Genomic DNA, 12,423 nt, shown 5'->3' with positions numbered 1-12,423 from the left:
TCCTCTTTTCGCGGCCGCCAATCCGGAGTTTCCGCCCGACATGGCAAATTTCCTCGACATCGGCGGAGAGCGCTTTGCCGTCGGCACGCGCACGCTCGTCATGGGCATCCTCAACGTGACGCCCGATTCGTTCTCCGACGGCGGCCGCTATGACGACCACGGCGCGGCCCATGCCCATGCGCTGGCGATGGTCGAGGACGGCGCCGACATCATCGATATCGGCGGGGAATCGACCCGGCCGGGCTCTGAGGAGGTGTCGCTGGAGGAGGAGGCCGCGCGGGTCATTCCGGTGATCGAGGCGCTTGCAAAGGCGATCTCCGTGCCGATTTCGGTCGATACCTACAAGGCCGAGGTGGCGCGCCGGGCGCTTGCGGCCGGAGCCGCCATCGTCAACGACGTCTGGGGCCTGCAGCGCGATCCCGACATGGCCGGCGTCGTCGCCGATGCGGACGCGACACTCGTTGCCATGCACAATCGCGCGGAAATCGACGAGACCGTCGATATCTTTTCCGAGCTGATGGCGTTCTTCGACCATACGCTGGCGATCGCCACCATTGCTGGCATCGACCGCTCGCGCATCGTGCTCGATCCGGGCATCGGCTTCGGCAAGACGGCGGCGCAGAACGTTCAGGTCCTGTCGCATCTCGACGACCTGAAACGCTTCGGTTTACCGATCCTCGTTGGCACGTCGCGCAAATCCATGTTCGGCAAGTTTCTCGGCCTTCCCGTCGACCGGCGTCTCAACGCCACCCTCGCCAGCAATGTGCTGGCGGTCGCCAAGGGGGCGGATATCGTCCGCGTCCACGACGTCAGGGAGCATGTGGAGGCCTGCCGCTTTGCCGACCTGGTGACGAGACCCGCAACGGGGCCGGCAATTGGGGAACCGAATGGCTGACCGCATTGTTCTGAAGAATATCGTCGTGCACGCCTTCCACGGCGTGCACGCGGAAGAGGCGCGGCTCGGCCAGCGGTTCGAATTCGACGTCGCCTGCGTGACCGATACGCGGGAGGCGGGCGCGAGCGACGACTATGCAAAGGCCCTCTGCTACGAGAGCCTGTTCCGGACCGTCGAAGACGTCGCCACCGGCGCCCGTTATCATCTGCTGGAAGCGCTGGCCGAAACGGTTGCCGCGCGCATCCTGGAGCGGTTCGAGACCGTGAGCGCCGTCGACATCACCGTGCGCAAGCCCCAGGCGCCGATCGCCGGGATGTTCGATTTCGTGGCGGTCGAGATCTTTCGCGAGAGGCAGTGAGTGTCACAATGACGGAAGCGGCCATCGGCCTCGGCAGCAATATGGGCGACAAGGCGGGCACCATCGCGCGAGCGATCGGGCTCTTGGACGCCGCGCCCGGCGTCACCGTCACGGCGCGGTCCGGCTTCTTCAAGACGGACCCCTGGGGCGTCACCGACCAGGACTGGTTCGTCAATGCCTGCGTGCTCGTGGAGACGACGCTGTCGGCGCGCGACCTGCTCGACCTTTGCCTTGCCATCGAGGCCCGCCTCGGCCGCAAGCGCATCAGCCGCTGGGGCCCGCGGGTGATCGATCTCGACGTCCTCTTCTTCGGCGAGGAGACCATCGACGAGGCCGGGCTCACCGTCCCCCATCCGCACATGCTCGAGCGCGCCTTCGTGCTCGCCCCGCTTGCCGACATCGCGCCGGAGAAGATGATTGCCGGCGTTTCCGTCCGCGACGCGCTCCACCGCCTCGGCGGCGACGGCATTCACCGCCTGGAGCCGGCCGGTGCCGCGGAGTGAAGGAATTCCCTTTATATTTCAGCCCATTCTGACTTTTTGAATATATCGTTTACAATTTATTAATTGTATTCATTTGGCTGAACGGGCGCCTTTTCGAGCGGTTTTGGACCTGACAGGCGCCGTTCTGCGTCCGTTGCGAGGGGGGCATTTTCGGAGTGCTCGCGCGCGCCTTTCGTGGTGCCGGAGCCTCACCCGCCGCCCACCGGTTCACGTCTTCGGCAGTCGACTCAGCAGCAGAAACGCTCCGATGAACCGGCCTCCGTTGTGGCCGAACGGTCCGGCACGTGGGGAAGGCCCGGTGATACCTCCGGCGCCATGTCCGACGGCGCGGGCGAAAAATGTCTTGCGATTGCGGACTCGCTTGAAACGGGTTGGCCGCCTATTTTGGGCGCCCGTTCCGATCCGAACCTGTTATCGGGGAATACGCTTTAGGGAGACGCTTTGATGAAACGGATTCTTTCTCCAATCCTTGCCGCGGCGCTCGTCGGCGGACTTGCCGGCGCGCTGTCGGTCGCGGCGACCGCTCCGGCGTCGGCTGCCTCGGAGCGCTTTGCGCGCGTCGGCGACTGGATCGTCTTTGCGGTCTTCCGCAACGGCGACTTCCGGGCGTGCCGGGCACGCTTGCACAGCCGCACCGCCGGCGACCTCATCTTCAGCCATGACGGCCGCATCTGGCGCGTCGGCGTGCCGGGCACCGGCAGCAGTACCAAGATCGCGGGCGATCTCTTCGTCGACGATCTCGCACAATTTGCCGATTTCGCCGGCTCGCCCAACGGCAAGCGGGCGGGAACGCGGGTCGGCGATGCCTTCATCGACGAGGTGCGCGCCGGCCGCGTCTTCGGGGTGAGCCTCGGCGGGCGCGAGCGGCGCTGGTCGCTGAACGGCTCGGCCGCGGCGCTGTCGGCGGCGGAGGACTGCGTCGCCCGGTACGGCGGCCCGGTGGAGCGGCCGAAGCTGAAGCGCTTTGAGATGCCGAACGCCCGCGGCGCGCGCTCCGAGCCGCGGGCGGCGCGCCCGATGGCAAACAATGCGGCCCGGCCCGGGCCCGGCTGCCCGGATTTCGGCGCCATGGCGTCTCCGTCCTCCGATGTCGGGCGGCAGGTGCGGTTCACCAACCGGGCGGACCAGGCGGTCAATATCTACTGGCTCGATGCCGGCGGCACGCCGGTGGAGTTCGCCGCGCTGATGCCGGGCGAGACGACGGCGCTCGACAGTTTTTCCGGCCACCACTGGATCGCCCGGGACTTCCAGGGCCGCTGCCATGGCGGCGTGATGACCGTAGGCAACGGCGGCAACCGGTTCACGATCCGGTAGCCGTTTCGACAACGCATGGCGAGAGGGCGGGCCTTCGGGTCCGCCTTTTCTTTGTCGCCCGCTCAATCCCGCATCAGGGCGACGACCGGGTCGAGCCGCGAGGCGTTGCGGGCCGGCAAATAGCCGAAGGCGACGCCGATGAGGCTGGAGCAGAGGAACGCGGCGACGATCGAGGTCGTCGAATAAATCAGCGTGAAGTTGGAGCCGACCAGCTTGAAGAGCGCGCCGAAGCCGAGGGCGGCGGCAATGCCGAGGACGCCGCCGATCAGGCAGACCAGCACCGCCTCGATCAGGAACTGGCGCAATATGTCGCCGCGGCGGGCGCCGACGGCCATCCGGACCCCGATCTCGCCGACCCGCTCCGACACCGAGACCAGCATGATGTTCATCACGCCGATGCCGCCGACGAACAGCGAGATCAGCGCAATCGCCGCGATCAGGAGCGTCAGGGTCTCGGTGGTGGAGGTGATGGTGCGGCGAATGTCGTCGGTGTTGAGGATGAAGAAGTCCTTGGTGCCGTGCCGCGAGATGAGGAATTTGGTGACCGCCTTTTCGGCAAGGTCCGTATCCGTGTCGTCGCTGACCTGGACGGTGATGGAGCGCAAGCGCGTGTCGCCTAGGATGCGGGTCTGGACCGTGGTGTAGGGCAGGTAGACGGACGGGTTGTTGGAGGCGCCGAAGCCGCCGCTGCGCGGCTCCACGACGCCGACGACGCGGCACGGCACCGGCCCGACGAAGATCACCTTGCCGACCGGGTCGATGCCATCCTTGAAGAGGGCCGACTGGGTATTCTGGTCGATGACGGCGTCCTGGCTGCGCCTTGCGACGCTATCGGCATCGAACAGGCGACCGGCCGCGAGCTTCAGGCCCTCGGCGGCGAAATAGGTGTCGCTGACGCCGTTGATGCGCCCGCTCGCCTCCTCGGCGCCGAAGCGGATGGTGTCGCTGGTCGTCACCGTCGGCGTGACGGCGGCGACATAGGGTTGCCTTGCCAGCGCGTTGGCGTCGGCGACCACCAGCGTGGTGATGCGCCCGGACCGCACGTCGCCGAAATCCCTTCCGGGAAAGACCTCCAGCGTGTTGGTGCCGAGGCTGGAGATGTTGGCCAGCACCTTCTGGCGCGAGCCCTCGCCGAGGGCGACGACGGCGACGACGGAAGCGATGCCGATGATGATGCCGAGCATCGTCAGGAAGGCGCGAACCTTGTGGGCGCGCATGGCGACGACGGCCATGCGGAACGCCTCGCGGAACCGGGCGGCCTCGGCGCGCAGGGAGCGTGCGCCGGCGTTCAGCTTTTCGCCCTCGCCGCCGCTGGCCGACGCATGTTCGGCTGTGGTCCGCTCCGTGCGGGTGTCGGCGACGATGATGCCGTCCTTCAATTCGATGGTGCGGTTGGCATGGGCGGCGATCGCCGCATCGTGGGTGACCATGATCACCGTCTTGCCGTCGGCGTTGAGCTCCTGGAGGATTTTCAGGACCTCCTCGCCGCTCTGGGAATCGAGCGCGCCGGTCGGCTCGTCCGCAAGGATCACCTCCGCGCCGTTCATCAGGGCTCTCGCGATGGAGACCCGCTGCTGCTGGCCGCCGGAAAGCTGGCCCGGGCGGTGGCCGAGGCGGTCGTCCATGCCGAGCCGGGAAAGAAGGGCAACGGCACGCTCGTGCCGTTCCTCGCCGCCGCGGCCGGCATAGATGGCCGGGATCTCCACATTGCCGACGGCGGTCAGCTCGGCGAGCAGGTGGTAGCGCTGGAAGATGAAGCCGAAATGCTCGCGGCGCAGGGCGGCCAGCTCGTCGGCGTCGCGCTCGGCGGTCTCGCGGCCGTTGATGCGGTAGCTGCCGCCGGTCGGCCGGTCGAGGCAGCCGAGGATGTTCATCAGCGTCGACTTGCCGGAGCCGGAGGCGCCGACGATCGCCACCATCTCGCCGCGCTCGATGGTCAGGTCGATGTGGTCGAGGGCGAGCAGCTCGTCCTCGCCGGCGCGGAACGCCCTCGTGAGGCCCCTGACCTCGATCAGCGGCTGTCGGTCGGCCGCCATCTCAGAGCCCCATCGGGCCCCGCGGCCCGCGGCGCTCGCGGGTGGCGGATTCGCCGCTGCGGGTGCCGGTGACGACGCGCGTGCCCTCCTCAAGGCCGGAGCGGACCTCGGCGACGGACTTGTCGTTGAGGCCGATCTCAACCTTGCGGGAGACGATCGCGCCGTCCGCTTCAAGCACGTCGACGGTGCGGCTGCCGTCCGGCGCCCGCGCGCCGATGGCGACGGCCGGGATGGTGAGGACGTCGCGGGCCGCGCCGAGCACGATATGGACCTCTGCGGTCATGTAGGTCCTCAGGTGCCCGTCCGGGTTCGGCACGTGGAAGATGCCGTTGTAGTAGATCGCCTCGGTGGAGGTTGAGGACGAACTGGACGACGAACTGCTGATGGCGGCATCGTTGACGATGGAGTCCGGGGCCGGTTCGATCGATTCCAGGACGGCCTCGTAGCGGGTGTCGAGGTCGCCGACGATGGTGAAATAGACCGGCTGGCCGGGCTTGACGTTGACGATGTCGGCCTCGGAGATCTCCGCCTCCACCTTCATCGTGTCGAGCTGGCCGAGGACGACGATGGTCGGCGCCGACTGGGCCGCGTTGACCGTCTGGCCCTCCTGGTTGACGATCGCCAGCACCGTGCCGCCCATCGGCGCGGTGATGCGGGTGTAGCCGAGGTTTGCGCGGGCCGTCTCGACCGCGACCTGGGCTTCCACCACCTGGGCGGCGAGCGCGTCGATCTGTGCCTCGGTGGTCTTGACGGCGGCCTCTGCGGATTCGAAGTCGGCCTGGGAGGTCGCCTGCTGGGCGAGCATGCGCTGCTGGCGCTCCAGGGACTGGCGGTTGAGGGCGAGGGTCGCCTCCTTCTCCACCTTCTGGGCGCGGACATTGGCGAGCGTCGCCTCGGCTGTGCGCAGGGCGTTTTCCTGGGTCACGGAGTCGATTTCCGCGATCAGGTCGCCCTCCTTCACCGTGTCGCCGAGGGCAACGTGCAAAGCGGTGATGCGGCCGGAGACCTGGGCGCCGACGGCAACCAGCTTGGCCGGCCGCAGCGTGCCGCTGGCGAGCACGGTGACCTCCACGTCGCCGCGGCGCACCGGCGCGGTCATCACGTCCGGCGCCTCTTCCTCGATCAGGTAAGGACGCGCGAACCAGGCGGCGATCGCGGCGACGACGAGGACGACGAGCGCGACAGCGATGCGGCGGGTGAGGGAGCGTTTGCGTGCCGGTGCGCTCATCGGCGGGTCTTCTCCGTGGCGCGGAAGACGATCAGGAGGAGCCCGGCGACAAGGCCGCAGCCGAGGATGGCGCCGGACATCGGATAGGCCGTGTCGTTGTGGATCGAGCCGATGACGGCGCTGACGATCGACGCCGTGCCGAACTGCAACAGGCCGAGCAGGGCCGAAGCGCTGCCGGCATTGCCGCTGCTCTGGGCCATGGCGATCGCCATGGCGTTGGTGGAGATCAGCGGGATGACGCCGACGATGAACCAGAGCGGGATGACGAGAAGGATCAGCGATCCCGTCGCAACGGCGAGGTTGAGGGCGATCGCGGCGGCGATGGAAAGGGCAATGCCGATCGCAAAGACGGTGCGCGGCTCCAGGGTCTTCAACAGGGCGCGGTTGACCTGCGCCCCGACCATCAGGGCGGCGGCGACGATGCCGAACAGCCAGCCATAGTGCTGCTCGCTGAGGCCGTAGATCTCGATGAAGACGAAGGACGAGCCGCTGATGAAGGAGAACAGGCCGCCGAAGGCGAAGCTGCCGACGAGCGCCGGCAGGATGAAGGCGCGGCAGGTGGCGAGCCGCAGATAGGTCATGACGATGGAGCCAAGATTGGCGGTGTTGCGCTCGTCCACCGGCAGGGTCTCGGGCAGGTACCGGGCGGCGGCGGCAAGGCAGGTCAGGCCGAACAGGCCGAGGAGGACGAAGACGGCGGGCCACTGGCCGACCGTCAGCACATAGCCGCCGAGGATCGGCGCGACGATCGGGGCGATGCCGATGACCGTGATCAGCATGGAGAACACCCGGGCGGTCTCGCGCTCATCGAACAGGTCGCGGACGGCGGCGCGGCCGACGACCATGCCGGCGCAGCCCGAAAGCCCCTGCAGCAGCCTCAGGCCGATGAAGGCCTCGATGGTCGGGGCAAAGGCGATCAGGAAGGAGGTGACGGTGAAGATGCCGACGCCGATGAGGAGCGGCAGGCGGCGGCCGAGCCGGTCGATCAGCGGGCCGTAGATGATCTGGCCGACGGCAAGTCCGAGGAAGAACACCGACAGGCTGAGCTGGACGTGGCCGGAATCGGTGCGAAAGCTCGCCGCGATCTCCGGCAGGCCCGGCAGGTAGAGGTCGGTGGCAAAGGGGGCAAATGCGGTCAGCGCGCCGAGAAGCAGCGTCAGACCGGCAATGTTTATTCCCTTTGCGTCAAGGTCAGTTCTTTCAACAGGCGTCATTCGGGTCCTGGCGACCCGGCGGCGAACGCCGGACCGCTCCATGTCGGCGCGCGCGCCGCGCCGGATGCGTGAATTCCATTTCGATCCGTCCCGCGGGCCGTGGAGGCGCCCCGCGGGCGGTGCGGTCAGAGCCGCAGCGTCGTCACCGCGCAGGCGCACTCATCGCCACGGCGCGGGACGGGGCCTGATATCGACGAAATGTGGCCCGGTGTTGGTGTCGACGATCTCCGGCTTGGAGCTGTCGACCTCGCCGGACCAGCCGCCGCCGAGCGCCTTATGCAGGGAGATGTAGTCCTGGGTGATGGCGACGCGGCTGGCGATGAGGGCGTCCTCGGCCGAGTAGAGCGAGCGTTCCGCGTCAAGCACGTCGAGGAAGCTCGACGAGCCGGTGTCGTAGAGCGAGCGGGCAAGGCTTGCCGACTTGCGGTAGGACTGCACCGAGGAGGCGAGCCGGCCGTGCTTGATGCGCTCCTGGCGCAGGGCGACGAGGGCGTTCTCCACGTCTTCCAGGGCGGTCAGAACGGCGCTGCGATAGGCAATGAAATACTGGTCGCGCTGGGCTTCGGCGATTTCCACGGCGGCCTTCAACTGGCCGCCGTTGAAGATCGGCACGGAGATCGCCGGGCCGAACGACCAGCTTACCGACGACGACTTGCCGAGGTCGCCGAGCTTGCGGGCCGAGGTGTCGATGTTGCCGGTCAGGCTGACCTTGGGATAGCGCTCTGCCTCGGCCTGGCCGATGCGGGCGGTGGAGGCAGCGAGCTGGCGCTCGGCGAGCCGCACGTCGGGCCGGTCGACGAGGACGTCGGCGGGAATGCCGGCGGGGATCGGCCAGCGCGGCCGCGGGATCGCCTTCGGCTTGCCCATGCGGTCGGCGAGCGAGGCGGGCGGCTTGCCGGTGAGGACGCCGAGCCGGTGGACCGCCTGGTGGAAGGCGGCGCGCAGTTCCGGGATGTTGGCTTCCGTGTCGGTCTGCTGGCCGGAGGCGTTGGCGACGTCGAGGGCCGTGGCGGCGCCGGCCTCGAACTTGTTGCGGGTGAGGTCGGCGGTCTCGCGCTGGGAGCCGGCGGTGCGCTGGGCGAGCGCGATGCGCGCCTGATAGCCGCGGGCGTCCACATAGTTGGCGGCGACGTCGCCGATCAGGGTGAGGAGCGTTGCCCGAAGATCCTCCTCGGCGGCGTCGAGGCCGTACTGGGCGGCTTCCACGGCGCGCTTGTTGGCGCCGAAGAGGTCGATCTCCCAGCTTGCGTCGAAGCCGGCCTGGTAGAGCCGGTAGTGCTCACCGTTGCTGGCGCCGGAGCCGGTGCTCTTGTTGCTGGTCGCCGAACCGCTGCCGGAGACGCCCGGCAGCATGGCGCCGAAGCTCTGGCGGTAGGTGGCCCGGGCCTCGCGCACGCGGGCCTTGGCCGCGGCGACGTCGAGATTGCCGGCGACGGCCTCCTCGATGATCTGGCTGAGCAGCGGGTCGTTCAGCCGGCGCCACCAATGGGCGAGCTGCGGCGGGCGCGGCGTCGCCGTGTCGCTCTTGGCGTGGCTCCAGCCGTCCGGCATCGACAGGAACGGCGTCTGGTAGTCCGGACCGACGGCGCAGCCGGCCAGCAGCGCCGCGGTCAGGCCGGCGATCGCCATCCGCGGGGCCTTTCTCATGCGGGCAGCGGGGGATGCGGCACGGGGCAACGTCGCAGGTCTGGCACGCCGGGTCACTGTCTTCATCCTTGCGATTCGACGGCCGGCTTCTCATGGCCGGCAGGGGGAGGTGTCGAGGCATCATCGCGCCTCTTGTCGCTGCGGAAAATACGCCGAACGACGACAAAGAGAAGGGGGACGAAGAAAATGCCGAGGAATGTGGCTGCAATCATGCCGCCCATGACGCCGATACCGATGGAATTCTGCGCGCCCGAGCCCGGACCGTTGGCGACCGCCAGCGGCGTCACGCCGAGGATAAAGGCGAAGGATGTCATCAGGATCGGGCGGAGGCGCTGGCGCGCCGCCTCCTGGGTCGCCTCGATGAGCGGCTTGCCCGTATCGAGCTGGGCGAGCGCGAACTCGACGATGAGGATGGCGTTCTTGGCGGCAAGGCCGATCGTCGTCAGAAGGCCGACCTTGAAATAGACGTCGTTGGTCTGGCCGAAATAGAGCGCGGCGGCGACGGCGCCGAAGAAGCCGATCGGCACCGACAGCATGACGGCGAGCGGCGTCGCCCAGCTTTCATAGAGCGCGGCCAGGCTGAGGAAGACGACCAGCATGGAGATGGCGTAGAGTGCCGTCGCCTGGTTGCCGGAGAGCTTTTCCTGGTAGGACAGGCCCGTCCATTCGAAGGAGAAGCCGCCGGGCAGTTGCTCGATCAGCCGTTCGATCTCGTTCATCGCCTCGCCGGAGCTGATGCCGGCTGCGGCAGAGCCCTGCATCTCGACCGCCGAGGAGCCGTTGTAGCGCTCCAGGCGCGGCGAGCCGAAGGTCCAGCGGCTGTCGGAGAAGGACGAGAACGGCACCATCTGGCCGCCGGCGTTGCGCACATGCCAGCGGGCGACGTCCTCCGGCTGCATGCGGAATTCCTTGTCCGCCTGCAGGTAGACCGGCTTGACGCGGCCGCGGTCGATGAAGTCGTTGACGTAGTCGCTGCCCCAGGCGATCGACACCGTCTGGTTGATGTCGGCAATGCCGATGCCGAAGGCGCTCGCCCGTTCCTGGTCGATGTCGATGGAGAACTGCGGCGTATCCTCCTGGCCGTTCGGCCTTGTGTTGGCGAGCAGGCTCGACTGGCCGGCCATGCCGAGGAGCTGGTTGCGGGCCGCGATCAGCTTGTCGTGGCCGGCACCGTTGATGTCCTGGAGATAGAAATTGAAGCCGTTGGTGTTGCCGAGGCCGCGGATCGCCGGCGGCGCCAGGGCAAAGACCCGGGCGTCCTTGATCTTCATCAGCGCTGGCATTGCCCGTCCGGCCATTTCCTGGGCCGACGTGCCGGGGCCCTCGCGCTCGTCGAACGGCTTCAGCCGGATGAAGGACAGGCCGACATTCTGGCCGCGGCCGCCGAAGCCGAAGCCGGCGACGGTGAAGACGCTTTCCACCAGCTCCGCTTCGTTCTTGCGGAAATGGTCGTCGATCTGGTCGAGGACGGCGAGGGTGCGGTCCTGGGTGGCGCCGGCCGGCAGGGTGGCCGAGGCGATCAGGAAGCCCTGGTCCTCTTCCGGCAGGAACGAGCCCGGCAGCTTTTCGAACAGCCAGACGGCGGCGACGACGATCGCCAGGAACACGGCGACGAAGCGGATCGAGCGGTGCACGATGGCGCCGGTGCTGGTGTGGTAGCCGCGCGTGGTGCGGTCGAACATGCGGTTGAACCAGCCGAACGGGCCCTTCTGGGTCGCATGGTCCGGCGGCGGCTTCAGGATCGTGGCGCAGAGCGCCGGCGTCAGCACCAGGGCGACGACCAGCGACAGCACCATGGCCGAGACGATGGTGACGGAGAACTGGCGGTAGATGACGCCGACCGAGCCGCCGAAGAAGGCCATCGGGATGAACACGGCGGACAGCACCGTGACGATGCCGATCAGGGCGCCGGTGATCTCGCGCATCGACTTGCGCGTCGCCTCGCGCGGCGGCAGCTTCTCGTCGTGCATCACGCGCTCGACGTTCTCCACCACGACGATGGCGTCGTCGACCAGCAGGCCGATCGCCAGCACCATGGCGAACATGGTCAGCGTGTTGATGGAAAAGCCGAAGACGGCGAGCACCCCGAAGGTGCCGAGGAGGACGACCGGGACGGCCAGCGTCGGGATGATGGTGGCGCGGATGTTCTGCAGGAACACGAACATGACGATGAAGACGAGGACGATGGCCTCGACCAGCGTCTTCACCACCTCTTCGATCGACAGGCGCACGAACGGCGTGGTGTCGTAAGGGTAGACGACCGTGACGCCGGCCGGGAAGGTCGGCCGCATGCGCTCGATGGTGTCGCGGACCCGCTGTGCCGTCGACAGCGCGTTGGCGCCGGTCGCCAGGCTGACGCCGACGCCGGCCGCCGGCTGGCCCTGGTAGCGCGCCGTGGTGTTGTAGCTTTCCGAGCCGATCTCGACCCGGGCGACGTCGTTGAGGCGGACGATGGAGCCTTCGGTCGTGCTCTTCAGGATGATGTTGCGGAACTGCTCGGGGGTCTGCAGGCGACTGCGGGCGGTGACCGTGGCGTTGAGCTGCTGGCCCTCGATGGCCGGCAGGCCGCCGAGCTGGCCGGCCGAGACCTGGGTGTTCTGGGACTGCACTGCGGAGGCGACGTCGCCAGGCATCAGGGCGTATTTCGCCAGCTTGTCCGGATCGAGCCAGATGCGCATGGCATAGCCGGAGCCGAAGACCTGGGTCTCGCCGACGCCCTCGACGCGGTTCAGCGTGTCGATGAGCGTGCTGTCGACGTAGTCGGCGAGGTCGGTCTGGGTCATGTCGCCGGTCTCGGAGATGAACCCGATGACCAGGAGGAAGCCGGAAGACGACTTGTTGACCGTCAGGCCGTTGTCCTGCACCGCCTGGGGAAGCTGCGGCGTGACGAGCTGCAGCTTGTTCTGGACCTGCATCTGGGCGACGTCGGGGTCGGCGGCGCTGGTGAAGGTCAGGACGATTTCGGCGCGGCCGATGGAGGTCGACGTCGCCGACATGTAGTCGAGGTGGTCGATGCCGGTCATGCCGCTTTCGATCACCTTGGTGACGGAGTTCTCAACCGTCTGGGCGTCGGCACCGGGATAGGTGCCGGAAATGCGCACGGTGGTCGGGGCGATGTCGGGATATTGCGAGATCGGCAGGGTGTTCAGGGCCAGAAGGCCGCCGAGCATGATAACGATTGCAATGACCCAGGCGAAGATCGGCCTGTCGATGAAGAAAGATGACATT

At 67.7% G+C, this 12,423-nt stretch carries 9 protein-coding genes; 4 read left to right on the top strand and 5 right to left on the bottom strand.

Annotated elements, in window-relative coordinates; translation table 11 throughout:
* The first annotated feature begins 40 nt into the window (after nucleotides 1-40).
* The 4 genes from folP to M2319_RS14685 all read left to right on the top strand — a co-directional run bounded on the left by folP (nucleotide 41) and on the right by M2319_RS14685 (nucleotide 3,070).
* Nucleotides 41-895: a dihydropteroate synthase gene (folP, locus tag M2319_RS14700; protein WP_264602219.1), complete on the top strand. Its 855-nt coding sequence runs from the start codon at nucleotides 41-43 to the stop codon at nucleotides 893-895.
* Nucleotides 888-1,253: a dihydroneopterin aldolase gene (gene folB, locus M2319_RS14695; RefSeq protein ID WP_264602218.1), complete on the top strand. Its 366-nt coding sequence runs from the start codon at nucleotides 888-890 to the stop codon at nucleotides 1,251-1,253. Before folP ends, folB begins: the two co-directional genes overlap by 8 nt.
* Before the next feature lie 8 nt (nucleotides 1,254-1,261).
* On the top strand, nucleotides 1,262-1,756 hold the full coding sequence (gene folK, locus M2319_RS14690; RefSeq protein WP_264602217.1) for a 2-amino-4-hydroxy-6-hydroxymethyldihydropteridine diphosphokinase: 495 nt from the start codon (nucleotides 1,262-1,264) through the stop codon (nucleotides 1,754-1,756).
* A 444-nt stretch (nucleotides 1,757-2,200) separates the two neighbouring features.
* A complete protein-coding gene (locus M2319_RS14685; RefSeq protein ID WP_264602216.1) occupies nucleotides 2,201-3,070 on the top strand; it encodes a VHL beta domain-containing protein in 870 nt (289 codons plus the stop codon).
* Between the two features lie 62 nt (nucleotides 3,071-3,132).
* On the opposite strand, the gene M2319_RS14680 is transcribed toward M2319_RS14685, so the two are convergent.
* The 5 genes from M2319_RS14680 to M2319_RS14660 form a co-directional block, all read right to left on the bottom strand.
* The gene (locus M2319_RS14680) at nucleotides 3,133-5,106 is read right to left on the bottom strand and encodes a MacB family efflux pump subunit (RefSeq protein WP_264602215.1); all 1,974 of its coding nucleotides are present in this window, start codon (nucleotides 5,104-5,106) and stop codon (nucleotides 3,133-3,135) included.
* Between the two features lies 1 nt (nucleotide 5,107).
* A complete protein-coding gene (locus tag M2319_RS14675; protein ID WP_264602214.1) occupies nucleotides 5,108-6,334 on the bottom strand; it encodes an efflux RND transporter periplasmic adaptor subunit in 1,227 nt (408 codons plus the stop codon).
* Nucleotides 6,331-7,548 carry a multidrug effflux MFS transporter gene (locus tag M2319_RS14670; protein WP_264602213.1) on the bottom strand — a complete coding sequence of 406 codons (1,218 nt, stop codon included), beginning with the start codon at nucleotides 7,546-7,548 and terminating at the stop codon, nucleotides 6,331-6,333. Before M2319_RS14670 ends, M2319_RS14675 begins: the two co-directional genes overlap by 4 nt.
* A gap of 159 nt (nucleotides 7,549-7,707) precedes the next feature.
* Nucleotides 7,708-9,177 (bottom strand): efflux transporter outer membrane subunit, encoded by a 1,470-nt coding sequence (locus M2319_RS14665; protein ID WP_264602212.1) that lies wholly within the window; start codon nucleotides 9,175-9,177, stop codon nucleotides 7,708-7,710.
* A gap of 80 nt (nucleotides 9,178-9,257) precedes the next feature.
* Nucleotides 9,258-12,422, bottom strand: a complete 3,165-nt coding sequence (locus M2319_RS14660; protein WP_264602211.1) for an efflux RND transporter permease subunit — start codon at nucleotides 12,420-12,422, stop codon at nucleotides 9,258-9,260.
* Between the last annotated feature and the right edge of the window lies 1 nt (nucleotide 12,423).

The organism is Rhodobium gokarnense (assembly GCF_025961475.1).
In the GTDB taxonomy this organism is placed as follows: domain Bacteria; phylum Pseudomonadota; class Alphaproteobacteria; order Rhizobiales; family Rhodobiaceae; genus Rhodobium; species Rhodobium gokarnense.
The sequence above is the reverse complement of the archived record's forward strand: the minus strand, read 5'-3'. Positions and strand labels throughout refer to the sequence as shown.